The sequence below is a fragment of the Mycolicibacterium arenosum genome (genome assembly GCF_024320865.1).
GTDB classification, from domain to species: Bacteria; Actinomycetota; Actinomycetes; order Mycobacteriales; family Mycobacteriaceae; genus Mycobacterium; species Mycobacterium arenosum.
In genome coordinates this window covers 60,517-82,932 of the sequence record NZ_JANDBD010000018.1, presented here as the reverse complement: position 1 = coordinate 82,932, position 22,416 = coordinate 60,517, and the positions used below count along the sequence as shown (strand labels likewise).

21 protein-coding genes and 1 tRNA gene are annotated in these 22,416 nt (G+C 68.7%); 12 read left to right on the top strand and 10 right to left on the bottom strand.

Translation table 11 applies throughout. The features are described 5' to 3' along the window. Nucleotide 1 precedes the first annotated feature (1 nt). Nucleotides 2–1,207: an MFS transporter gene (locus NM203_RS31220; protein ID WP_255064775.1), complete on the bottom strand. Its 1,206-nt coding sequence runs from the start codon at nt 1,205–1,207 to the stop codon at nt 2–4. Between the two features lie 44 nt (nt 1,208–1,251). Further along, a complete protein-coding gene (locus NM203_RS31215; protein WP_255064767.1) occupies nt 1,252–1,698 on the bottom strand; it encodes a MarR family winged helix-turn-helix transcriptional regulator in 447 nt (148 codons plus the stop codon). Nucleotides 1,699–1,801: 103 nt separating this feature from the next. Here NM203_RS31215 and NM203_RS31210 point away from each other — a divergent pair, with 103 nt between their 5' ends. Next, nucleotides 1,802–3,877 (top strand): ABC transporter ATP-binding protein, encoded by a 2,076-nt coding sequence (locus NM203_RS31210; protein WP_255064766.1) that lies wholly within the window; start codon nt 1,802–1,804, stop codon nt 3,875–3,877. Continuing rightward, nucleotides 3,874–4,707 (top strand): CbiQ family ECF transporter T component, encoded by an 834-nt coding sequence (locus NM203_RS31205; protein ID WP_255064765.1) that lies wholly within the window; start codon nt 3,874–3,876, stop codon nt 4,705–4,707. Before NM203_RS31210 ends, NM203_RS31205 begins: the two co-directional genes overlap by 4 nt. Nucleotides 4,708–4,725: 18 nt before the next feature. Here the strand turns inward: NM203_RS31205 and NM203_RS31200 are convergent, their stop codons facing one another. Genes NM203_RS31200 through NM203_RS31185 form a run of 4 tightly spaced genes read right to left on the bottom strand, consistent with a single transcriptional unit; the run spans nt 4,726 to nt 9,054 of the window. After that, nucleotides 4,726–5,979: an HNH endonuclease signature motif containing protein gene (locus tag NM203_RS31200; RefSeq protein WP_255064764.1), complete on the bottom strand. Its 1,254-nt coding sequence runs from the start codon at nt 5,977–5,979 to the stop codon at nt 4,726–4,728. 60 nt (nt 5,980–6,039) lie between these two features. After that, nucleotides 6,040–7,374, bottom strand: a complete 1,335-nt coding sequence (locus NM203_RS31195; protein ID WP_255064763.1) for an ABC transporter substrate-binding protein — start codon at nt 7,372–7,374, stop codon at nt 6,040–6,042. Continuing rightward, complete coding sequence (locus NM203_RS31190) at nt 7,371–8,210, bottom strand: carbohydrate ABC transporter permease (protein WP_255064762.1); 840 nt, start codon at nt 8,208–8,210, stop codon at nt 7,371–7,373. The genes NM203_RS31195 and NM203_RS31190 overlap by 4 nt, the downstream gene beginning before the upstream one ends. Continuing rightward, a complete protein-coding gene (locus tag NM203_RS31185; protein ID WP_255064761.1) occupies nt 8,197–9,054 on the bottom strand; it encodes a carbohydrate ABC transporter permease in 858 nt (285 codons plus the stop codon). Before NM203_RS31185 ends, NM203_RS31190 begins: the two co-directional genes overlap by 14 nt. 146 nt (nt 9,055–9,200) lie before the next feature. Here NM203_RS31185 and NM203_RS31180 point away from each other — a divergent pair, with 146 nt between their 5' ends. The 5 genes from NM203_RS31180 (at nt 9,201) to NM203_RS31160 (ending at nt 13,644) form a co-directional block, all read left to right on the top strand. Beyond that, nucleotides 9,201–10,721 carry a TldD/PmbA family protein gene (locus NM203_RS31180; RefSeq protein ID WP_255064759.1) on the top strand — a complete coding sequence of 507 codons (1,521 nt, stop codon included), beginning with the start codon at nt 9,201–9,203 and terminating at the stop codon, nt 10,719–10,721. After that, the gene (locus tag NM203_RS31175; protein ID WP_255064757.1) at nt 10,718–12,088 is read left to right on the top strand and encodes a metallopeptidase TldD-related protein; all 1,371 of its coding nucleotides are present in this window, start codon (nt 10,718–10,720) and stop codon (nt 12,086–12,088) included. The genes NM203_RS31180 and NM203_RS31175 overlap by 4 nt, the downstream gene beginning before the upstream one ends. 8 nt (nt 12,089–12,096) lie before the next feature. Further along, nucleotides 12,097–12,918, top strand: coding sequence for a carboxymuconolactone decarboxylase family protein (locus tag NM203_RS31170; RefSeq protein WP_255064756.1), 822 nt, complete (start codon nt 12,097–12,099; stop codon nt 12,916–12,918). Nucleotides 12,919–13,134: 216 nt separating this feature from the next. Then, the gene (locus NM203_RS31165; protein WP_255064849.1) at nt 13,135–13,524 is read left to right on the top strand and encodes a hypothetical protein; all 390 of its coding nucleotides are present in this window, start codon (nt 13,135–13,137) and stop codon (nt 13,522–13,524) included. A 46-nt stretch (nt 13,525–13,570) separates the two neighbouring features. Continuing rightward, nucleotides 13,571–13,644: transfer RNA gene (locus NM203_RS31160), tRNA-Ile, on the top strand. A gap of 1 nt (nt 13,645) precedes the next feature. On the opposite strand, the gene pknB is transcribed toward NM203_RS31160, so the two are convergent. Further along, nucleotides 13,646–15,484 carry a Stk1 family PASTA domain-containing Ser/Thr kinase gene (gene pknB, locus NM203_RS31155; RefSeq protein ID WP_255064753.1) on the bottom strand — a complete coding sequence of 613 codons (1,839 nt, stop codon included), beginning with the start codon at nt 15,482–15,484 and terminating at the stop codon, nt 13,646–13,648. A 136-nt stretch (nt 15,485–15,620) separates the two neighbouring features. Between pknB and NM203_RS31150 the strand changes: the two genes are divergently transcribed. Together NM203_RS31150 and mbp1 are read left to right on the top strand one after the other, a co-directional pair. After that, on the top strand, nt 15,621–15,833 hold the full coding sequence (locus NM203_RS31150; RefSeq protein ID WP_255064751.1) for a hypothetical protein: 213 nt from the start codon (nt 15,621–15,623) through the stop codon (nt 15,831–15,833). Between the two features lie 71 nt (nt 15,834–15,904). Next, on the top strand, nt 15,905–16,135 hold the full coding sequence (gene mbp1, locus NM203_RS31145) for a microaggregate-binding protein 1 (RefSeq protein WP_255064749.1): 231 nt from the start codon (nt 15,905–15,907) through the stop codon (nt 16,133–16,135). A 60-nt stretch (nt 16,136–16,195) separates the two neighbouring features. Here mbp1 and NM203_RS31140 read toward each other — a convergent pair whose 3' ends face one another. The 3 genes from NM203_RS31140 to NM203_RS31130 form a co-directional block, all read right to left on the bottom strand. Next, on the bottom strand, nt 16,196–17,419 hold the full coding sequence (locus NM203_RS31140; protein ID WP_255064747.1) for a fatty acid desaturase family protein: 1,224 nt from the start codon (nt 17,417–17,419) through the stop codon (nt 16,196–16,198). A 10-nt stretch (nt 17,420–17,429) separates the two neighbouring features. Further along, nucleotides 17,430–18,563: a ferredoxin reductase gene (locus NM203_RS31135; RefSeq protein WP_255064746.1), complete on the bottom strand. Its 1,134-nt coding sequence runs from the start codon at nt 18,561–18,563 to the stop codon at nt 17,430–17,432. Nucleotides 18,564–18,737: 174 nt separating this feature from the next. Continuing rightward, on the bottom strand, nt 18,738–19,706 hold the full coding sequence (locus NM203_RS31130; protein ID WP_255064745.1) for an aldo/keto reductase: 969 nt from the start codon (nt 19,704–19,706) through the stop codon (nt 18,738–18,740). Nucleotides 19,707–19,761: 55 nt separating this feature from the next. On the opposite strand from NM203_RS31130, the gene NM203_RS31125 reads away from it, so the two are divergent. The 3 genes from NM203_RS31125 to NM203_RS31115 are packed head-to-tail and all read left to right on the top strand — an operon-like array spanning nt 19,762 to nt 22,390. Beyond that, nucleotides 19,762–20,409 (top strand): hypothetical protein, encoded by a 648-nt coding sequence (locus NM203_RS31125; RefSeq protein ID WP_255064743.1) that lies wholly within the window; start codon nt 19,762–19,764, stop codon nt 20,407–20,409. A gap of 26 nt (nt 20,410–20,435) precedes the next feature. Beyond that, nucleotides 20,436–21,236, top strand: coding sequence for an alpha/beta fold hydrolase (locus NM203_RS31120; protein ID WP_255064741.1), 801 nt, complete (start codon nt 20,436–20,438; stop codon nt 21,234–21,236). Next, nucleotides 21,233–22,390: a PP2C family protein-serine/threonine phosphatase gene (locus tag NM203_RS31115; protein WP_255064740.1), complete on the top strand. Its 1,158-nt coding sequence runs from the start codon at nt 21,233–21,235 to the stop codon at nt 22,388–22,390. The genes NM203_RS31120 and NM203_RS31115 overlap by 4 nt, the downstream gene beginning before the upstream one ends. Nucleotides 22,391–22,416 lie beyond the last annotated feature (26 nt).

Sequence of the window (22,416 nt, the reverse complement as noted above, 5' to 3'; positions counted from 1 at the left end):
CTCAGTTGCCGACGGTGACGGCGGTGGCCTCGTCCTCGAGTTCGTCGGTCTGGGTCTCCGGCGCGTCGACACCGGTGAGGTGCTTGCGCGTCGCGAACAGCACGACAGCGGCGAGCAGCACCGCGCCCGCACCGACCCAGAACGGCAGGTGCACGCTGATGCGCTCGCCGAGGACGCCCGCGAGCCACGGCGCGACGGCGGCGCCGCCGAATCGCATGAAGCTGTAGGCCGCCGAGGCGACGCCGCGCTCGACGGGCGCCGCCTTCATCACGGTCTCGGTGATGAGCGTGTTGTTGACGCCGATGAACAGGCCGGCGACGACGACGCACGTGGCGAGCACCGCCTTGCTGTCCGTGCCGACCGCCATGACCACCAGCGTCGCGGTGAAGAACAGCAGGTTCACGATCAGTACCCGGATCGTGCCGAACCGATGCTGCAGTCGCGGTGCCACCACGACGGAGGTGAACGCCAGTGCCAGGCCCCAGCCGAAGAAGATCAGGCCGATCTGGTGGGCGTTCATGTCGAGGGGGAACGGCGTGAACGCGAGCAGGGTGAAGAAGCCGAAGTTGTAGAGCAGCGCCGTGATCCCGACGCCGAGCAGGCCGCGGTGCTTGAGCGCGCGGAACGGATCGCCCAGCGTCGTGGCGCGTTCCGGCCGCGGTGTCGTGGGGAGGAGGAACACCGTGACGACCAGCGCCAGGGCCATCAGGGCCGAGACGCCGAAGAACGGGCCGCGCCAGGAGATCGACCCGAGCACGCCGCCGACGAGCGGTCCCACGGCGATGCCGAGTCCGAGCGCCGCTTCGTAGAGGATGATCGCCTGCGCCACCGACCCGCGCGCCGAGCTCACGATCGTCGCCAGGGCCGTCGCGATGAAGAGGGCGTTGCCAAGACCCCACAGGGCGCGCCAGCCGACGATGCCCATGACGGTGTCCGACAGCCCGGACAGGCCCGCGCCGACGATGATGATCAGCAGACCGAGCAGCAGCGTGCGCTTGGGTCCGATGCGGCTCGCCACGACTCCGGTGATGAGCATCGCGACACCCATCACCGCCATGTAGCTGGTGAACAGCAGCGATACCTGCGACGGCGTCGCATCGAGGTTGTCCGCGATCGGCTTCAGGATCGGGTCGACGAGACCGATGCCCATGAAGGCGACGACGGAGGCGAATGCGACGGCCCAGACGGCCTTGGGTTGGCGCCACACGGGCGAACAGCTCCTTCTAGTCGGTGGTCAGAGGTCCTGAGTGCTCAGTGCTGCTCGCGCGCGTCGTCCAGCAGTCGGCGCATGACGCGGATCGCGTCGGCGAGCGTGCGGCGGTCGGCGTCGTCGAGCCGCTCGAGGAACGGGTCGATGGCGGCACCGCGGTCGGTGCGAACCTGGGCCAGCGCGGCGATGCCCGCGTCGGTGATGCTGATGAGCACCGCACGGCCGTCGGCCGGGTCGAGGGCGCGGGTGACCAGTCCGGCGTCTTCGAGGCGACGCACCTGGGTGGTCATCGTGGGCTGCGAGCAGTGGTCGAGCGCGGCGAGATCGGAGATCCGGGCGGCGCCCTGATCCTCGATGGTCGACAGGAGGCGCGCCTGGGCGAACGGCAACTGCATCGTCACGCGTTGCGTCGCGAGCCGGTTGATCCGGGCGACGACGGAGAGTAGGTCCGCGGCGAGCCCGGTGTCGGTCGTGGTCGGGGAAGGCATGGGACCAGATTACATAGGAACTCTATGTAGATCAAAGCGGCGGCGTGTCGACCGTCACAGCATGCTGAGAACCATCTCTACCTGCGACTGGCAGAATCGTGAAATGGCACCGAGCGGCTCGAGCGACACCCGCCGCCTCAGTGCCGGTTCTCCGCCCGTCTCGCAGCGCCGTAGCGGGCCCCTCCAGCCCGACGAACTCGCCCACGCCGCCGTCATGGCCGCCCTCTGCGCCGCCACCGCGATCATCGCCGTCGTCGTGCCCTTCGCGGCCGGGTTGTCGCTCCTGGGCACCGTGCCCATGGGCCTGCTCGCGTACCGCCATCGGCTGCGGGTGCTGATCGCCGCCACGGTCGCAGGCGCCGTGATCGCGTTCCTGATCGCCGGCATGGGCGGCTTCATGACCGTCGTCGACTGCGCCTACATCGGCGGCCTGGCCGGCATCGTCAAGCGCAAGGGCAGGGGCACCTTCACGGTGTTCGTCTCCGCGGTCGTCGCAGGCACCGTGTTCGGAGTCATCGGGACGACCGCACTGCTGATCCTGTCCCGCCTGAGGCATCTCATCTTCGAGACCATCACCGCGAACGCGAACGGCACCGCCACGGTGCTCGCCGCGCTGCCGATCCCCGGCTTCGCCGACGCCGCGCAGATGCTGAAGGACACCGTCGCGACCATGCTGCGGTTCTGGCCCGTCCTGATCATCGGCACGTCGATCTGGAGCATCACCTTCGTGACCCTCATCGGCTGGTGGGCACTGTCGCGGGTGCTGCATCGGCTGTCCGGCGTCCCCGACGTCCACAAACTCGACTACTCGGCCGACGACGCACCGGTGGCACCCGTCCCCGCGACGTTCCGCGACGTCCGCTTCCGGTATCCGGGAGCCGATCACGACGCGGTCGGACCGATCACGCTGACCGTGGAACCCGGTGAACACCTCGCCATCACGGGCGCCAACGGTTCCGGCAAGACGACGCTGATGCTGCTGCTGTCCGGGCGTCAGCCCACCTCGGGAACACTCGAACGTCCCGGCGCCGTCGGACTCGGCAAGTTCGGTGGCACTGCCGTCGTCATGCAGCACCCCGAAAGTCAGGTACTGGGCACCAGGGTCGTCGACGACGTCGTATGGGGCCTGCCGCCGGGCACCGCCACCGACGTCGACCGGCTGCTCGACGAGGTCGGACTCACCGGGCTCGGCGAGCGCGACACCGGTGGGCTCTCGGGCGGGGAGCTGCAGCGCCTCGCCGTCGCCGGGGCTCTCGCGCGGGAACCGCAGCTGATGATCGCCGACGAGGTCACCAGCATGGTCGACCAGGCGGGGCGCGAGGGGTTGATCCAGGTGCTCTCGGGACTCACCGAGCGACATCGGATGTCGCTGGTGCACATCACCCACTACAACGACGAGGCCGACGCGGGCGACCGCGTCGTGAACCTCACCGGCAACGCCGACAACGTGCAGATGGTCGAGACCGCGCCCGCGCCCGAGGCGGGGCCTGCACTGCATCACAGCGGAGCCCCGCTGCTGGAGGTCAGGGGAGTGAGCCACGAGTACGGCCGCGGCACGCCGTGGGCGTCAACGGCGTTGCGCGACATCGACTTCGTCGTCGGTGAGGGTGACGGGGTGCTCATCCACGGGCTCAACGGTTCGGGCAAGTCGACCCTGGCCTGGATCATGGCCGGGCTTCTGCAGCCGAGCAAGGGCAGCTGCCTGTTGGACGGTAGGCCGGTCGCCGAACAGGTTGGCGCCGTGGCGATCTCGTTTCAGGCAGCTCGTCTGCAGCTGATGCGCAGCCGGGTCGACCTCGAGATCGCAGCGGCCGCCGGCTTCGACTATCACGATCACCGCCTCGTCGAGCGCGCCCTCGCCGCCGTTGGTCTGGACCCCACGCTGGGGCTGCGACGCATCGATCAGCTGTCGGGCGGGCAGATGCGCCGGGTCGTGCTCGCGGGTCTGCTGGCCCGTTCACCGCGCGCGATCATCCTCGACGAACCGCTGGCCGGGCTCGACGCCGCCAGCCAGCGCGGGCTGCTGCGGTTGCTCGAGGACCTGCGCCGCAACACCGGCCTCACGGTCGTGGTCATCTCGCACGACTTCGCGGGACTCGAGGCGCTGTGCCCGCGCACCATCAACCTGCACGCCGGCGAACTGGCGCCGTCGCCCGCTCCGACGGGGGGTGCGGCGTGACCTCACCCGGAAAGCAGCGCAGGCCCGTGGTCCTGCTGCGCCCGGTGCCCGGCGACACCGTCGTCCACCGGCTGTGGGCGGGGACGAAGCTACTCACCGTCCTGGGCATCGGGATTCTCATGACGTTCTACCCCGGCTGGATTCCCATCGGTCTGGTCGCCGTGCTGGTCGTCGTGACGGCTCGGCTGGCAGGTGTGCCGCGCGGGGCGCTGCCCTCGGTCCCGGTGTTTCTGTGGGTCCTCCTGCTCCTAGGCGGGGTGACCGCGACGTTCGGCGGCGGTGCCCCGCACGTCGACGTCGCCGGGCTGACGGTCGGCCTCGGCGGATTGCTCAGCTTCCTGCGGATCACCGCGCTGTCGATTGTGCTGCTCGGGCTCGGCATGCTGGTGTCCTGGACCACCAGCGTCGCCGAAATCGCTCCTGCAATAGCCAAACTGGGGCGTCCGCTGAAGGTGTTGCGCCTCCCGGTCGACGACTGGGCCGTCACCATCGCGCTCGCGCTGCGGGCGTTCCCGATGCTCATCGACGAGTTCCGCGTGTTGTTCGCGGCGCGCCGCCTGCGTCCGAAGGACCCCGCAATCACCCGGCGCGACAGGCGTAGGCGCTGGGCCGCCGAACTGATCGACCTGCTGGCGGCTGCGGTGACGGTGGCACTGCGCCGCGCCGACGAGATGGGTGACGCGATCACCGCGCGCGGCGGCTCGGGACAGATCTCCGCGCTGGAGTCCCGGCCGAAGCGGCGCGACGCGGCCGCACTGGCGATCGTCATCGCGCTCTGCGCGGTGTCGCTCTACATCGAACTGCTCTCGCCGCTGGCGACCAGCGCGTAGCGCCGACTCTGTGACGACCTAGTTGGTCGTCGGTGGTGGGTTCGGCGTGTACGGGTCGTACCACCACCAGTGGGCGCGTTCGCCGGTCGGCCCCTTGTAGGGGGCGACCGCGGGTGGGGGTGTCGTCGGTGGCCGGGCGAGGGAGGCGTTGGTCAATATTCGGCCGCGGCGGTCGGTGACGGTGAGGTGGTAGGCGTCGCCACCGATGGTGATGACACCCCGGTGGTGCAGGCGGTGGTGGTACGGGCAGACCAGGACCAGATTGTCCAGTTCGGTGGGTCCGCCGTCCTCCCAGTGCACGATGTGGTGGGCGTGCAGTCCGCGGGTGGCTCCGCAGCCGGGCACGACGCAGGTGCCGTGGTCGCGGTGCTCCAGAGCGCGGCGCAGGCGGCGGTTCACGGTGCGGGTGGCCCGCCCGGTGCCGATCACCCGGCCCTGGCGTTCGAACCACACCTCGCAGGTGGCGTCGCAGAGCAGGTAGCGGCGCTCCTCGTCGGACAGCAGCGGCCCCAGATGCAGCGACGCGAGACGCTGGTCGACGTCGAGGTGCGCGACCACGGTGGTGCGCTGGCCGTGCGGGCGGGCCGCGGCGTCGGTGTCCCAGCCGGCGTCGACGAGGCTCAGGAACGCGTCGACGGTGGTGGGCATCGGCGGGGTCTGCCCGGTTTCGCGGTCGTCGTGATCCCGTGTCCAGTCGGCGATCAGCGCGTCGCGGTGCGAGCCCAGCGCGGCGTCGAACCGGGCGGCGTCCAGCTTGGGGAGGGTGATCTTCCAGGTGGTGTGATCCCCGTGCTCGGATTTGGTGATGGAGCGCTTCGGTTCGGGTGCCGGCTTGTCGGGTGTGGATTCCAGGCTGATCGCCGTGCGCAGTTGGGTGACCGTCGCACTCCGGGCGAGGTGGGCGTAGTGGGCGTCGGAACCGTCGCCGGCGTTCTCGGCGATCGCCCCGACCTGATCCAGCGAGAGCCGGCCCTCGCGCAGGGCGTCGGTGCACCGCGGGAACTCGGTCGCGCGTTTGGCGACGGCGACGACGGTCTCGGCGTTGCGCGGCGAGCAGCCGGTCTTCCAGGCGACCAGTGCGGCGATGGAGCGGCAGCCGGTGTTGCCCCAGAGGCCGTAGACGCCGTCGCCGTCGATCTCGGCGACGATGTCGACGATGCGGCCGTCCAGGGCGTTGCGCTGTCCGGTGATCTCGGCGAGTTCGGCGAACAACGCGTCGAGGCGCTCGCCGCGACTGAGGTCGGGCCCGTAAGACGCTGCCGCCGTGGACATGACCCCATACTGGCACGGCAGTACGACAAATTTTCGCCGCGCGTCAAACGGCTCGGACCGCTATCCCGCCGCCGCGGCGTTCGCGGCGCGCTGTGCGTCGGCCAGCGTGGCGGCGACATCGGCTCTGCCGAGGAACATCTCGTCGAAGTAGGGCTTGATGGCCTGGTACCCGGCGGGGAAACCGGGACCGCCGGGCGCGGGGATCCGGGGTCCGTCCAGAACCCGGAAGAACGGCCGCACGTCCACACCCCGTGACGCCCAGTACGCGAAGTAGCCCGGCTGGGCCGTCGTCACCGCGGGGATCGCCGCACCACCCGACCCCAGGAAGCCGTTGCCGATCGGGCTGCCCATCCACTCCAGCACCCGGCGCACCGCGCCGGGGTGTCGGGTGGCCGAATTGCCCGCGGCGGCAATGCCGTTGGTGACCGAGACGCGGCCCGTCGGTCCGGTCGGCAGCATCGCGACACCCCACCGGAACGTGGCCTGGTCGGCCACCGCGGCGAGGTTGTAGGTCCCGGACTGGAACAGCGCCATCCGGCTTGAGAGGAACTGATTGCGGGAGAAGTCGCCGTTGTCGTTGGTGTCCGACGCTGGCGGTGAGACGTGATCGGTGTTGATGAGGTCGACCAGATACCGGAACGCCAGCACGCCCGCGGCGTTGTCGAAGGCGAACCGGTCGCCGTCCTGGAACACCCCGCCCGCCGACCCGACGTAATTCAGGTAGATGCCCTGAAGGTCGTTGGCGGCGTTGTACCCCCACTGGCGCACCCTCGTCGGGTCGAACTCCGGACTGTTCGCGCGGTGACCGTCCTCGTCGACGGTGAGCCGCTTCAGCAGGGCGCGCAACGTGTCGCCCGCACCGGGGGACCACCGCAACCCGATCAGTTCGACGAGGTTGACCCCGGCGGCGTCGAGGAGATCGGCGTTGAAGTAGACCGCGATCCCCGCGTCGGTGAGCTGCGGGACACCCCACAGCACGCCGTTGCGGGTGAACTGGGCGACGACGTTGCGGTCCCAGCCTCGGGCGAGGTCCGGCCGGAGCGTCGCCCCGATGTCCAGCAGATGGCCGCCGTCCGCGTAGCCCGCGAAGTACGCGTTGGACAGCCAGAAGACGTCGTCGGCGCCGCCTCCCGCCACGTCGGTGCGCAGCGTGTCGAAGTACGACGAGTAGGCCACGACGTTGAGGCGGACCTCGATATCCGGGTTCTGCCTGCTGAACTCGTCGAACGACGCGCGATAGGCCGCCGCCACCTGGTCATCCCACAACCGCACGGTCACCACGGTGTGGTCGGACGTGTCCGGCGAGCGACCCAGCAGCAACGCCGCGGCCAACAGCACCGCCATGAGCCCCGCGATGCCTGCGACGAACAACGTCGATGCTCGGGGCGGCGTCACTTCAGCCCCGTCACGATGATCGACCGGACGATGTGGCGGCCCAGCACGACGAACAGTCCGATCAGCGGGACGATTGCGACCGTCGTCGCCGCCATCACCAGCGTCCACTGCGCGTCGTAGCGCGACTGCAGTCCTGCCGTCGCGACAGTCAGCACGCGCCAGGTGTCACCGCTGGTGATGACGAGCGGCCACATGAAGTTGTTCCACTGCGACACCACGGTGATCAACGCCAGCGTCACCAGAATCGGCCTGCTCGCGGGGAGCACGACGTGGAAGATGACGTCCATGGTGTTCGCCCCGTCGATGCGGGCGGCCCGGATCAGATCGTCGGGAATGGTCCGGAAGTACTCGCGGAGAAGGAAGATCGCGTACGGCGACCCGAACACGAACGGCAACACCAGCGCCCAGAAGGTGTTGCGCAGCCCGGCCTCGGCCATCATCAGGTACAGCGGCACGACCATCACCGTCGCGGGCACCATCAGCGTCGCGACGTACAGCCAGAACAGGGTGTCCCGGCCCCGGAACTCAAGGCGCGCAAAGGCGTAACCCGCCAGCACCGAGAAGGTCAGCTGCCCGACCGTGACGACGGCGGTCACCAGTGCCGTCACCACCAGAGCGCGGCCGAACCCGGCTTCGGCCAGTCCGAAGTAGTTGGCCAGGGTCGGGGGAGTGGGTAGCGAGAGCGGGGACTCGGTGTTGAACTGGCGCGCCGAGGTGATCGAGGTCAGCAGTCCGAGCCCGAACGGGACCAGCGTGACGACGGCGCCGACGAGCAGCGCCGGGTAGATGACGACGCCCGAGGCGATGCACCCGATCGCCCGCTTATACGAGGTCATAGCTGATCCGTCGTCGGAAGTAGGCCTGCTGCGCCAGCGTGACGCCGATCAGCAGCACGAACATGACGACCGCCATCACCGCGGCGCGTCCGACGGCCGCCGCCCCGAAGGCCTCGGCGTAGATGCGGTGGGAGACCAGATCGGTGGTGCCGCTGGGGCCGCCGCCGGTCAGCGCGTAGACGGTGTCGAAAACCTGTGCCGCGCTGATGATCCCCGTCACCAACACGAAGAACATCGTCGGTCGCAGCAGCGGCAGCGTGATGCGCCGGAACCGCTGGAACGAGCCCGCCCCGTCGGTGCTGGCGGCCTGGTGCAGTTCCCGCGGCACCGCGAGGATCCCGGCGAGGAAGAACAGCGTGACGTATCCGACGTTCGTCCAGACGGTGACGGCGGACACGACGGGCAGCGCGAGGTGCGGGTCGGTGAGCCACTCGATGCGGTGTCCGAGCACCGTGCTGATCGCGCCGTCGGTGGGCGCCAGGATCCACCGCCACAGCACCGCGATCGCCAGCGGCGAGCAGATCCACGGGAGCACGTACAGGGTGCGGAAGAACGCGGTGCCGGGCAGATCGCGCGCCAGCATCAGGGCCGCGAACAGTCCGAGCACCGTCTGCAGCGGCACGACCATCGCGATGAACAGGACGGTCACCAGCAGCGACTTGGCGAAGGTCACGTCCGTCAGCACCGAGCGCCAGTTGGCGAAACCGACGTACTGCATGGGGCCGAGCAGGTCCCAGCGGTACACGCTGAGCCACAGCACGACGAGCATCGGCAGCAGCAGGAAGACGACGACGCCGAAGAGGCTGGGGGTCAGCAACAGATAGGCGACGGCGGTGCGTCGCATCCGCGGTAGCGCGCGGGCGATGCGACCCGGTCGTCGGGCGAGCGCAGTGACGGGGGATACGTCGCGCGGCTCCCTGCGGCGTAACCTCACCCAGCCATTAAAGGCCATCCCCGTGCCGTGGGGCTGTTGCCGCTACGGTGGTTTCCGTGACAGCGCGCCGACGAGTCGACCCGGACTTCCTTGCGCTGCCGCGGCAGGAGTTGGCCGACGCAGCATTGTCGGCCGCGCTCGCCGCAGGCGCGAGCCACGCCGATCTGCGGGTGCACCGCATCACGACCGAACTCATCCAGTTACGGGACCGTGAGCTGGAGACGTCGGTGGTGAACCGTGAGATCGGGTTGGCGGTGCGCGTCATCGTCAACGGCACGTGGGGGTTCGCGTCGCACGCCGAACTCGACCCGGCCGTCGCCGCGGAGACCGCGCGTCGCGCCGTAAAGGTGGCGACGTCGCTGGCGGTTTTGAACTCCGAGCGCATCGAACTCGCACCGGAGCCGGTGTACACCGACGTCAGCTGGGTGTCCGACTACCGCATCGACCCGTTCGACGTGCCGGCCGCCGACAAGATCGCGGTGCTCGGCGAGTACTCGGGCCGGCTGCTGGCCAGCGACGGCGTGGACCACGTGTCGGCGGCGCTGCACGCCGTCAAGGAGCAGACCTTCTACGCCGACACGCTCGGCTCGTCGATCACGCAACAGCGGGTGCGGGTGCAGCCCACGGTCGACGCCGTCGCGGTCGACGCTGCGGCGGGGTCCTTCGACTCGATGCGCACGCTGGCCCCGCCGATGGCGCGCGGCTGGGAGGCCGTCGCCGGTGACGACGTGTTCGACTGGACGACCGAACTCGCGCAGCTGCCCGCCCTGCTCTCCGAGAAGGTCAAGGCGCCGAGCGTGACCGCGGGTGCAACCGATCTCGTCATCGATCCGACGAACCTGTGGCTGACGATCCACGAATCCATCGGCCACGCCACCGAGTACGACCGTGCCATCGGTTACGAGGCGGCCTACGCCGGTACGTCGTTCGCCACCCCGGACAAGCTGGGCACGATGCGATACGGATCGGAGGTGATGAACGTCACCGCCGACCGGACCGTCGAATTCGGGCTCGCGACAGTCGGTTTCGACGACGAGGGTGTCCGCGCGCAGAGCTGGGACCTCGTCCGCGACGGCATCTTCGTCGGTTACCAGCTGGACCGGGTGTTCGCGCCGAAGCTCGGCGTCCCCAGATCCAACGGCTGCTCCTATGCGGACTCGCCGCACCACGTCCCGATTCAGCGGATGGCCAACGTGTCGCTGCAGCCGGGGCCGGAGGAACTGAGCACCGACGACCTCATCGCCCGCGTCGACGACGGCGTCTACATCGTCGGCGACAAGTCGTGGTCGATCGACATGCAGCGCTACAACTTCCAGTTCACCGGGCAGCGGTTCTTCCGAATCCGCAATGGCCGCTTGGACGGACAGGTGCGCGACGTCGCCTATCAGGCCACCACCACCGATTTCTGGGGCGCGCTCGAGGCCGTCGGCGGCGCGTCGACATGGCGGTTGGGCGGGGCGTTCAACTGCGGCAAGGCGCAACCCGGCCAGGTGGCACCGGTCAGTCACGGGTGCCCGTCGGCGCTGTTTCGGGGCATCAGTGTGCTGAACACGCGTGAAGAGGGAGGGCGGGCATGATCCCGGCACCCGAGGTCGCCGGACTGGCGCTCGCCGAGGCGGCCCGGTTGGGCGCCGCCGACGAGACCGTTGTGCTGGTGATGGACCGCTCGACGGCGTCGCTGCGCTGGGCGGGCAACACCATGACGACCAACGGCGAGACGATCGGCCGGGAGACGGCAGTCGTCTCGATCGTGCGGCGCGGCGACACCGCCCACGTCGGCTCGGTGACCTCCAGTGAGGTGGACCCGCGCGCCATCACCGATCTGGTGGCGGCGTCGGCCAGGGCGGCGAACGCCGCCCCCGAGGCGCGTGACGCGGCGCCCGCGCTGACGGGTGCCGGGCTTCCCGAGGATTGGGAGGACGCCGTCGCGGTCACCGGGTGCGACGTCTTCTCCGACCTGGCGACGAGCCTGGCCCGCGGCTTCCGCGCATCCGACCGGCTGTACGGGTTCGCCCGGCACGAGCTCACGACGACGTTCCTCGCGACGTCGACGGGAGTGCGATTGCGCTACACGCAGCCGACCGGCACCGTCGAGATCAACGCCAAGCGCGGTGACGCCAGTGCCTGGGTCGGAGTCAGTACTCCCGACTTCGTCGGTGTGCCAACGGATTCCATGCTCGACGAGCTGGACGTTCGGCTGGGCTGGGCGGAGCGCACCGTCGAGTTGCCCGCCGGCCGGTACGAGACGCTGATGCCACCGTCAACCGTCGCGGACATGATGATCTACCTCAACTGGACGATGGACGGCCGCGGCGCGCAGGAGGGGCGCACCGCACTGTCGGCGCCGGGCGGCACCAGGGTGGGGGAGCGGCTGACCGATCTGGGCCTGACGCTCTATTCCGACCCGGCGGCCCCCGGTCTGGGCTGCGCGCCCTTCGTCTCGGCGGCCACGTCCTCGGAGCGGGTGTCGGTGTTCGACAACGGCCTGGACATCGGGCGGGTGGACTGGATCCGCGACGGGGTGATCAACGCGCTGGCGTATCCACGCGCCGCCGCCGCCGAGTTCGGCACCCCGGTGGCGGTGCCCGCCGACAACCTCCTGATGACGGGTGGCACGGCGGGCCTCGACGACATGATCGCCCGCACGGAACGCGGATTGCTGCTGACGACGCTCTGGTACATCCGCGAGGTCGATCCCACCGTGCTGCTGCTGACCGGGCTCACCCGCGACGGCGTCTACCTGATCGAGGACGGCGCGGTGACGGGCGCGGTCAACAACTTCCGGTTCAACGAGAGCCCGCTCGACCTGCTGCGCCGTGCGACCGAGGCGGGCGTCAGCGAGGTCAACCTGCCGCGTGAGTGGGGTGACTGGGCGACGCGGGCCGCGATGCCGTCGCTGCGGATTCCCGACTTCCACATGTCATCGGTGAGCCAGGCGCAATAATCGCCGACATGGACGGCGAACTGTACGGGATGTTGACGCGCCTGGTGGCGCTATCCCCGAGCGACGACCCGGGCCTCAACGCGCTGGTGAGGCGGACGTGCGCGGCGGCGTTGAGCCTGCCCGCGCTGCCGTCCGACGGCCCCGCCGTCGACCATCCCGTCGTCGCCGACTTCGCCGAGCAGTTCGCGACCGACGTGTCGGTGCTCAGCGACGCGCAGCGCGGGGCGTTGTCGAAGGCGTTGGGCGCCAGAACGTTCGGTGTGGTGGCCCTCACGTTCGTGGCCGACTACCTGCCGCGGGTGCAGGCCGGACTCGCCGCGCTCGGCCTGCCGCCGGTGCCGGCTCCCGCCGACTGGGATCGCGACACCGAGCCCGTCGATCTGCTGCTGAACGGATTCGCTCCGATGGTGGGCGCCCGTCGTGCTCTGGACCCGGTGCTGACCGAGGTGGTGCGACTGCGCGGAGCCGTGCAGCACAACTGCCGGCTGTGCAGGTCGCTGCGCGAGGGAGCGGCGCTCGATGCGGGCGGCAGCGAGCCGATGTACGTCGATATCGAGCGCTATGAGGAGTCGACCCTGCTGGACGAGCGACAGAAGGCGGCGCTGCGCTATGTCGATGCGCTGATCTGGACGCCGTCGCGGATCGGCACGGACGTGGCCGCGGGCGTCCGCGCGCATTTCACCGACGAGGAGGCGCTCGAGTTGACCCTCGACGTGATGCGCAATGCGACCAACAAGATCGCCGTCGCGCTGGCCGCCGACGCACCCCGCGTGCCGGAGGGAACGGAGCGGTACCTGCTCGGCGCCGACGGTCAACCGGTCTACGGCTGAGTTGGTACGGAGCGGTTGAAACACTCCAGGACAGGCGTTAGGTTCATCACGGTCTCTGTCACGTCCGCGGACGTCGGGACACCCCCTGTTCGATCGACTCGTGTGCACTGCGGTGTGCCGTCCGAAGGTTGAGGTTTCATGGCAAACGGTGCTAACGGCCAGCCAGATGAAGGTGAGGCACAGTTGATTTCGAGTGTCGCCGACGCGGCCATGCACATGTTCGGCGCCTCGATCGACTCGCTGCCCGACCCCGAGGACTCCGAGTACCCGGCGAAGGCCGCGGTCGTGCTCACGGGTCTGCGCAAGCTGGAGGCGGCGCTGGCGCAGGCCGCCAGCCGGAGCCGGGTCACCCCGACGGTGATCGTGTCGCTGGCCGAGGTGCGCAACGCCTACGACGCCCTCATGGTGCAGGCCGCCAACGGACCGGGCGCCACCCTGGGGCAGCAGATGTATCTGGCGCGGCGCAATGCGCGGCTGTCCGTGCAGGAGACGGCCAACGGCGCCGGGTTGCGCGCCGATCTGCTCGAGGCCGTCGAGGCCGAGCAGGAACTCAGCGGCGACGAGGCCTCGAAGGTCAAGGAATTGATAGGCGCGCTCGCTCGCTGATCGGTTTCGCGGGCATGGGAGGATGTTGCCTGCGCACCAGCGCGACGGGGCGGTAGCTCAGTCGGTCAGAGCTGGGGACTCATAATCCCTAGGTCGCGGGTTCGAGCCCCGCCCGCCCCACTTACGACGCGAAACTGAGCGTGATGGTGCCGTTCTTGGCGAACGGCGTACCCGGCGCGGGGTTCTGGATGACGACCGCGTTGGTCCGCTGACCACTGTCGGGTGTGTCGGCGCTCCGAAACATGGTGCCGTTCCACCCGAGCGCCTTCAGTTGAGAGATCGCCGAGCTGGTGCTGTTGTCGTCCCAGAACAGACCGACCAGCGGCGGCATCACGAACTGGTTGCCCATCGAGACCTGAACCTGAACGACACTGTCGAACGGAACCGTCTGTCCCGCAGGGGGATTGGTCGCGACGACCTCTCCGATCGGTGCCGGACTGTCGGCATCCACGCGCACGACCTTAGTGAAGCCGGCGACCTGCAGCACCCGCAGAGCCGAGTCGTACGTCTGTCGGGCGACGTCGGGCACCGCAGCGGCGCCGGGACCGCCGCCCACCACGATCGTCACCGGGTTGGTCACGGCTGACAGCGAGTCGGCCTCGGGCACGGTGCCCGTGACCTTTCCGACGTCCTGCGGCTCGGATACACCTGTGGTCTGCCGGATTTCAGTGAAACCAGCCGCCTTCAGGGCACGCTCGGCGGCGTCCGGCGTGAGGTCGCGAACGACGGGCACGCGCTTCTGTTCGGGGCCGATGGACACCTTGACGGTGACCGTGTCGTCCCGGTCGGCCACGGTGTCGGCCGGCGGGTCGGTGCCGACCACCCTACCGAGGTCGATCTGCGCATCGGTGGCGTCGCTGGTCGTCGTGCGGAAGCCGAGCGCCTGTAGTGATGCGACGGCTTCCTGTTCGGTCTGCGAGCGGAGCTCGGGGATGCGAACGTCACCACCGTTCACTACCCGTACGGCGATGACCGCCGCGACGGCGATTACCGCGATCGTCGCGATGATCGCCAACCACCGTTTACGTGCAGCGGGCGGGGCCTCGCGCGCTCGATGACGCGGCAGGGTGTCTATCAGAGACGCGTGATCGACGTCCGAGTACACCTTCGGCGCCTCGGGCGTCTGCCCGGCGTAGACGCGGAGAAGGTCGTCACGCATCTCGGTCGCCGTGCGATAGCGGTTGTCGGGGTTCTTCGCCAGTGCCTTCAGGACTACGGCATCGACGTCGGCGGACAGCCCGTCGGTTCGACGCGACGGTGGCTGCGGGTCCTTGCGGACGTGTTGGTACGCCACCGACACCGGCGAGTCTCCCGTGAACGGCGGCTCGCCGGTGAGGAGTTCGTATAGCACGCAGCCGAGGGAGTAGATGTCGGAGCGGCCGTCGACGTCCTCACCATGCGCCTGCTCGGGCGACAGGTAGTGGGCCGTGCCGAGAATCGCGGCGGTCTGCGTCAGATTGCCGCTGTCCGTCACGGCCTTCGCGATGCCGAAGTCCATGACCTTCACCGCGCCGTCTGCGGTGAGCATGATGTTGGCCGGTTTGATGTCGCGGTGGACGATGCCGTGCCGATGGCTGAAGGCCAGCGCCTGACAGACGTCGGCGACGATCTCGATCGCCCGACGGACGGCGATCCGACCCTCGGCGTTCACGACGTCGCGCAGCGTCACGCCGTCGATGAACTCCATCACCATGAAGGGCCGCGACCCCTCGGGCTCGCCGGTTTCGCCCGTGTCGTGGACGGCGACGATCGCCGGGTGGTTGAGAGCAGCGGAGTTCTTGGCCTCGCGCCGGAACCTCGCGTGAAACTGCGGGTCGCGCGCGAGATCCGCGCGCAGCAGTTTGACCGCCACGTCACGGTGCAGGCGGACGTCCCGAGCGCGGAACACCTCGGCCATCCCGCCGAACCCGGCGATGTCGCCCAGTTCGTAGCGGTCGGCCAGTCGGCGAGGTGAGCTCACTCCGTCCTCATCTTTCGCGTGATCTACGAGAGCACATCATCGCACCGCGGATCCGGCCGGGTGACGGCGGAGCGTTTCCCGACGACCGCACGCGGGTAACAAGTCACGGCCATCCAACCGTCGAAGGGACGTTGTCATGCTTGCTCTGCTGAGCACACCGATTCGGCGCTGGTTACTAGCCTCCCTGCTCGTCCCCGTGCTGGTGGTGGCACTTCGGAAGTCCGGGCGCTTCGTCGAGCACCGCCACGACGACCAGCCCACGAGGCTGTCGCGTTCCCTGCTCAAGCTGTCCACCGTGCTCGCGCGGTTCAGCAGGCGGCACGGCCGATCCGACGTCGCGGACGCGTAACCGCCGCCGAGGGTTGACTCGCGCCGCAGCGGGTATCGAAGCGGCGTTCGTCCAAAACGAGAGGATCGGTTATGAGCGAGAGTGGACCCGAAAACGCTGTGAAGGGCGTCGTCGAGGATGTCGTCGGCAAGGCGAAGGAGGTCGCCGGCACCGTGACCGGGAACGACGGTCTGAAGGAAGCGGGCGAGGCCCAGCAGGACAAGGCCGAGGCGGAACGCGACGTCGCGAAGAAGGAAGCCGAAGCCGAAGCCGCCCGCGGTGCCGCCAACGCTGCGGAGGCCCGCCAGAAGGCTGCGGAGTAGGGCATCAATGACGTTCGGCCCCACCGGTGATCCTGTGGGGCCGAACGCTTTTAATCCACGTCAGCTCGACGAGACCCGTCGACGGTGTTCGCGCATCGCGGTGCGGAGTCCTCTGCGACCGCCGGCCGGCGAGGCTACCGGGGCGCCGTTGAGATCGCGAAACTTGGCCTCCGAGTTGGTTTCCGGGGCATCGTCACTGCTGGCTTTCAGGTACTTGTCGGGGACCGCGAGCTTGAGGATGGTCCAGAAGGACTGGGAGTACTGCCGCCATAGCGGTCCCGTGGTGTACGGCAAGTCGTACTTCTCGCAGAGCGCCCTGACGCGCACACTGATCTCCGCGTACCGGTTGCTCGGCAGGTCGGGGAACAGATGGTGCTCGATCTGGTAGCAGAGGTTTCCGCTCATGAACGCCATGACGGGGCCCGCGTTGAAGTTCGCCGAACCCAGCATCTGGCGCAGATACCACTCGCCGCGCGTCTCGCGCTCGAACTCATCGACGGTGAACTTCTCCGCTCCGTCGGGGAAGTGTCCGCAGAAGATGACGGCGTACGACCAGTAGTTGCGGATCAGGTTGGCGATGAAATTGGCCTTCAGCGTGTGCTTCCAGTTCGTGCCGGCTAGTGCGGGGAACACGATGTAGTCCTTGCCGACCTGCTTGCCGACCTTCGTGCCGACGGTGCGCAGATCGCGGCGCGCCTCGGCCCACGTCTTCTCGCCGGCGCGGACCTTCCCCACGTCGACGTGGTGCACGGCGACGCCCCACTCGAACAGCGTGCCCAGCAACAGGTTGTACACCGGGTTGCCGAGCATCCACGGCTCCCACGGTTGGTCGCGGGTGACGCGCATGATGTTGTAGCCCACGTCGCTGTCCATCCCGACGACGTTGGTGTACTTGTGGTGCACGAAGTTGTGCGAGTGCTTCCAGTGCGCGCTCGGGCAGGTGGTGTCCCACTCCCATTCGGTCGAGTGGATCTCCGGATCGTTCATCCAGTCCCACTGCCCGTGAATGATGTTGTGCCCCAACTCCATGTTCTCGATGATCTTGCCCGCCGCCAGCATGCCCGTGCCAGCGATGCGGGCGAGCCGGCTGCTGCTGGCGAATAACGCGATCCGGCCGCCCGCGACGAGCGCGCGCTGCAGGCCGATGGCCCGTCGGATGTACCTGGCGTCGAGCTCGCCGCGCGATTCCTCGATGTCCGCGCGGATGGCGTCGAGTTCGACCGTGAGCTGCTCAACGTCGGACTCGCTCAGGTGGGCGTAGGTCTTGATATCGGTGATGGCCATGAGTACTCCCCTAAATGTTGATGGTGCAGTCGCCGGACGCCGTCGACACGCAGGTTTGAATGCGGTCTCCCGCAGCGTGTTCGGCACCGGATCTGACGTCGCGCACGTGGCCGTCGTCCAACGGCAGTACGCAGGTTTGGCAGATGCCCATGCGGCATCCGAAGGGCATCTGGATGCCGACGCTCTCACCGGCCTCCAACAACGAGGTGGCTCCGTCGATCTCGACGGTCTTGTCGGAGATCGCGAAGGTGACGGTGCCTCCTTCGCCGCCCTTGTCCGTGGCGGCGATGTCGAATCTCTCCGTGTGGAGGTTGTCGTCCAGGTCGGCCTCGCTCCAGACGTGTTCGACCGTGTCGAGGAGCGACGTGGGTCCGCAGGCCCACGCCGAGCGGGCCCGCCAATCGGGGACGAGGTCGTCGAGGGCGGCGAAATCGAGCTTCCCGGACTGCTCGGTGAGCTGCAGGTGCAACCGGTAACCGGACGTGTCGTCGTCGTGCATGTCTCGCAGTTCGTCGCGGAAGATGACGGCGTCCTCCGACGGGGCCGAGTGGAGGTGCACGATGTCCGGGCGGTGGCCGCGGGCGCGCAACGCGCGAAGCATCGCCATCAGCGGGGTGATACCGCTGCCGGCACTGACGAACAACAGCTGGCTCGGTGGTGGATCGGGAAGCGCGAAATCACCTTTCGGTGACGCGAGGCGGATGACGGTGCCCGGCGCCACCCCGTTCACCAGGTGAGTCGACAGGAATCCCTCGGGCGTCGCCTTCACCGTGATCGAGATGTCGTGCTGATCGCGGGTGGGCACCGACGTCAACGAATACGACCGCCAGTGCCACCGGCCGTCGACCCGGAGCCCGATGCCGACGTACTGGCCCGGCTGATAGTCGCCGCGGAAGCCCCAGCCGGGCCTGATGGTCACCGTCGCGGAATCCGGCGTCTCCGGCCGAGCCTCCATGATCTCGCCGCGAAGCTCGCGAGCGGACCACAGCGGGTTGAGGTGCTTCAGATAGTCGTCCGGGAGCAGGGGAGTAGTGGCGCGGGCGGCCAGTCCCCGGACGACGTTGGTCCACGGCGACGACGACGACGCGACGTCACTCGCCGGGGCTTTGCTCCACTTCAGCAGCTTTCGAACGGTGTCAGGCAACCGACTACCTCCTGGCGATCTCGGTGAACGTTCGTTCGCGCGGAGTACCCAGGAATTTCGAAATGTAACGCGCGTCACCGAAGTGACGTCGGGTCTTCTCGGCGAGTGCCGCCGTCAGGGTGGAACCCGGTCGATACAGGTGTTCACCGCTGCGCCAGGAGCGCTTCGGCGGCCTTAGACGGGCAGCTTCTCCCGCACCGCGTCGATCAGCGTCCGGCCCACCGAAACCGGTCGGAACGCGCGCGCGGCGGCGGTCAGGGCCGCGACGGCCTCAGCGCTCAGCTCGATGTCCGCGGCGGCGACGTTGAACTCGAGCTGCTCGACGCTGGACGCGCCGGGAATCGCCACCACGCCCGGCAGGCTGATGAGCCACGCCAGCGCCACCTGGGCGGGCTTGGCGTCCACGTCGGCGGCCACCTCCCGAAGCGTCTGCAGCAGCGGTTCGACGCGCTTGAGGTTCTCGGTACCGAACAGCCGGTTCATCGCGCGGACGCCGCCGGGGCGATTGTCCAAGCCGTACTTGCCGCCCAGCAGTCCCTGCGCCAGCGGGCTGTAGGCGATCACGATGCGCTGTTCCCGCTCGGCGAACGGCACCAGATCGTCGAGGGCCTGCGGATGTGCCAGCGAGAAGTGCACCTGGTTGCTGATCACCCGGCGGCCCAGTGCCGCGTCGGCGGCCCGCCAGCGGGCCAGCGAGTAGTTGGACACGCCCACCGCGCCGATGACACCGTCGTCGAGCAGATCGCGCATGCCCGGCATGATCACCGAATCGGGCACCACCGGATTGGGCTGGTGCACCTGGTAGAGCGGTATCCGGGTGAGCTGCAGGCGCTGCGCACTCGCCCGTGCGCGCTGCTTCACGATCTTCGGAAACGGGGCGACGGGGAACACCTTGCTCGCCACGGCCACCTCCGTGCGAGCGTCGCCGAGAGCCTCGCCGAGGATGCGCTCGCTCCTACCCGTCCCGTAGACCTCCGCGGTGTCGAACAGGGTCACCCCGAGTGCCAGCGCGCGCTGCACGATGTCCCTGGCCGGACCCGAGGCGTAGTCGTCGCCGTAGCCCCACTCCCGTGACCCGAACTGCCACGTGCCGAGGCCGATGCGGCTGGTTCTTCCGACGCCGTCCACTTCGAGGTACTTCATGGCTCCACCGTAGTGACGCGCCGACATGTCGGTGGTCGGACCTAGTGTGCCGGCCATGAGCACGACCGGCGAGATGCCGATTGCCGACATGGTTCCCACGGCTGCGGGGGTCACGCGATTGCTGACCGAGCGGCCGGCGTGCTGGCAGTGGGCCGCCTTCGTGTCCGTGGTGTACCAGCGGATGAGGCTCGCCAAGCGGCGGCGCGCGCGGGTCGCTGTGGAACCCGACGCCGTGCGCACCCACTTGCACAGTGACCGTGAGGTGGTTCTGTTCACGCGCCTGCGGATTCGGGAGTGTGACGACCTCATCCGCGACTGTGACCGCTTCATGCGCGCCCCGGAGTTCATGTCGGTTTTCGGCGTTCCCGACGACGAGGACACCGCCGACGCCGAGGGCATCGTGCGGGTCGCGAACCGGCTCATGGACTACTACGAGCGCCACCTCGAGCTCGCCGAGGAGTGCCGTGACTGCGTGATCCCGGAGCGGCACGACGAACTGCTGCGCGACTGCACCGAGCTGATGGTCGTACCGCTGCGGGATTTCGGCGCCTTCATGAAGGGCGTGCTGGCGCGCTTCGACGAGATGCGCCGCCGAGCTGCGGCGGGCGACGACGACATCGTGCTCCCGCCGGTCCTGATGCGCACGACCGTCGACGAACGGCTGGTGTGGTCGGTACTCGACCGACTGAACGACACCCCCTGATCCGACGCGGAACTACTCTTAACCCCGTGGACGCCGTGACGAGGAACAACGTCAACGTGGTCGGCGTCGACGACGGACCGCCGTTGCTGCTGACGCACGGTTTCGGGTGCGACCAGAAGATGTGGCGACGGGTCGTCGACAGACTCGCGGCGACCTTCCGGATCGTGCTCGTCGACCACGTCGGCTCCGGTGCGTCGGATCCGACGGCATGGGACGAGCGGAAGTACTCGTCGCTGCAGGGCTACGCCGACGACCTGATCGAGATCGTGCGGGAGCTCGGTCTGCGCGACATCGTCCTGGTCGGGCATTCCGTCTCGGCGATGATCGGGACACTCGCCGTCATCGCGGATCCCGACCCGTTCGCCAAGCTGGTCATGGTGACGCCGTCGCCGCGCTACCTCGACGACGGCGACTACCGCGGAGGGTTCAGCGCAGCCGACATCGATGAGCTGCTGGAGTCGCTGGAAGCGAACTATCTGGGATGGTCGCACTCGATGGCGCCGGTGATCATGGGCAACCCCGATCGCCCCGAGCTGAGTGACGAGCTCGACGCGTCGTTCTGCCGCACCGATCCGGCGCGTGCCCGAGTCTTCGCGCGGGCCACCTTCCTGTCCGACAATCGCGACGACCTCGCGTACATCTCGGTGCCCACCCTCGTCATCGAATGCACGCACGACGCGATCGCCCCTCGCGAGGTGGGTGCGTACGTGCACAGTCGGGTGCCGAACAGCACTCTGGTCACACTCGAGGCGACCGGGCACTGCCCGCACGTCAGTGACCCAGACGCCACCGCGCAGGCCATCGCCGCGTTCGCCGCCGCGCCGTGACCGATTCAGATCTCGCCGACCTCTGGGAGAACGCGCCGTCCGGCCATCTGGTCGTGGATCCGCTGGGCGTCATCCTGCGCGCGAACACCACGTTGCTCGACTGGCTGCAGTACGAGCGAGATGCGCTGTGCGGCAGGCCGATCAGCGATCTGTTCACCGCCGGTGGGCGCATTCACTTCACCACCCACTTCGCCCCAATGCTCCGCATGAACGGCACGCTCGAAGGCGTCACCCTAGATCTGGTCGCCGCCGACGGCACCCGGCTGCCGATGTTCATGACCGCCAACATCAAGACCGGGTCCGACGGCGAACCCGAACTGGCCAGGATCACCGTGGTCGAAGCCGCCGATCGCCGGGCCTACGAACGGGAACTGCTCGACGAGCGGCGCCGCGCGGAGTCGGAAAGCGGTCGAGCGCGCGCGTTCGCGGACACGCTGCGCCGCTCGCTGCTGCCGCCCGTGCTGGATCCGCCGCCGGGGATGGAGGCGGCCGACCACTACTTCGCCGCATCACCCGACGACGTCGGTGGCGACTTCTACGACCTCTTCCCGCTGTCGAAGGACACCTGGGGCTTCTTCCTGGGCGATGTCGTCGGTAAGGGTGTCGACGCCGCCGTCGTCACCGGGCTGACCCGGTACGTGCTGCGCTCGGCGGCGGTGTCCGACGACGACCCGGTCCGCGTGCTGCGCAACCTCAATTCGGTACTCCTGCAACGTCTCGGAATCCAGCGAAACAGGCTGTGCACCCTCATTTACGGAAACATGCTGCAGCGGGGCGACGGGTTCGACGTCGAACTGGCGAGCGGTGGCCACCCCCCGCCGCTGCTGCTCGGCGGTGACGGCAGTGCGTACTACGCCGACACGGTGGGCGGCATCGCCGTCGGCGTCACCACCACTCCGAAGTTCGTCACGAGTCGCCTGCACCTGTCGCCCGGCGACACGCTGATCCTGTACACCGACGGTCTCACCGAAGCGAGCATCGGCGTCGGGCGCGAACGGTACGACGACGAAGGCGCGCTCCTGCAGTTCGCGAAACAGCATGCGCCGGCATCGGCGTCGACGATCGTCGGCGCGATCCGCGACCTGCTCGACAGTCTGGGAAGCGGTGTTCAGGACGACGCCGCGGTTCTCGCGTTCGGTGTGCCGCCCCGCTGAGTCCGGGACGGCGGGTTGCGTTTCGG

Coding starts and splice junctions, on each gene's coding strand:
- NM203_RS31150 (WP_255064751.1), top strand. CDS start 15,621: ATGCTTGCTCTGCTGAGCACACCGATTCGGCGCTGGTTACTAGCCTCC.
- NM203_RS31130 (WP_255064745.1), bottom strand. CDS start 19,706: ATGAAGTACCTCGAAGTGGACGGCGTCGGAAGAACCAGCCGCATCGGC.
- NM203_RS31200 (WP_255064764.1), bottom strand. CDS start 5,979: ATGTCCACGGCGGCAGCGTCTTACGGGCCCGACCTCAGTCGCGGCGAG.
- NM203_RS31125 (WP_255064743.1), top strand. CDS start 19,762: ATGAGCACGACCGGCGAGATGCCGATTGCCGACATGGTTCCCACGGCT.
- NM203_RS31165 (WP_255064849.1), top strand. CDS start 13,135: ATGTTCGGCGCCTCGATCGACTCGCTGCCCGACCCCGAGGACTCCGAG.
- NM203_RS31215 (WP_255064767.1), bottom strand. CDS start 1,698: ATGCCTTCCCCGACCACGACCGACACCGGGCTCGCCGCGGACCTACTC.
- NM203_RS31190 (WP_255064762.1), bottom strand. CDS start 8,210: ATGACCTCGTATAAGCGGGCGATCGGGTGCATCGCCTCGGGCGTCGTC.
- NM203_RS31175 (WP_255064757.1), top strand. CDS start 10,718: ATGATCCCGGCACCCGAGGTCGCCGGACTGGCGCTCGCCGAGGCGGCC.
- mbp1 (WP_255064749.1), top strand. CDS start 15,905: ATGAGCGAGAGTGGACCCGAAAACGCTGTGAAGGGCGTCGTCGAGGAT.
- NM203_RS31140 (WP_255064747.1), bottom strand. CDS start 17,419: ATGGCCATCACCGATATCAAGACCTACGCCCACCTGAGCGAGTCCGAC.
- NM203_RS31170 (WP_255064756.1), top strand. CDS start 12,097: ATGGACGGCGAACTGTACGGGATGTTGACGCGCCTGGTGGCGCTATCC.
- NM203_RS31210 (WP_255064766.1), top strand. CDS start 1,802: ATGGCACCGAGCGGCTCGAGCGACACCCGCCGCCTCAGTGCCGGTTCT.
- NM203_RS31185 (WP_255064761.1), bottom strand. CDS start 9,054: ATGCGACGCACCGCCGTCGCCTATCTGTTGCTGACCCCCAGCCTCTTC.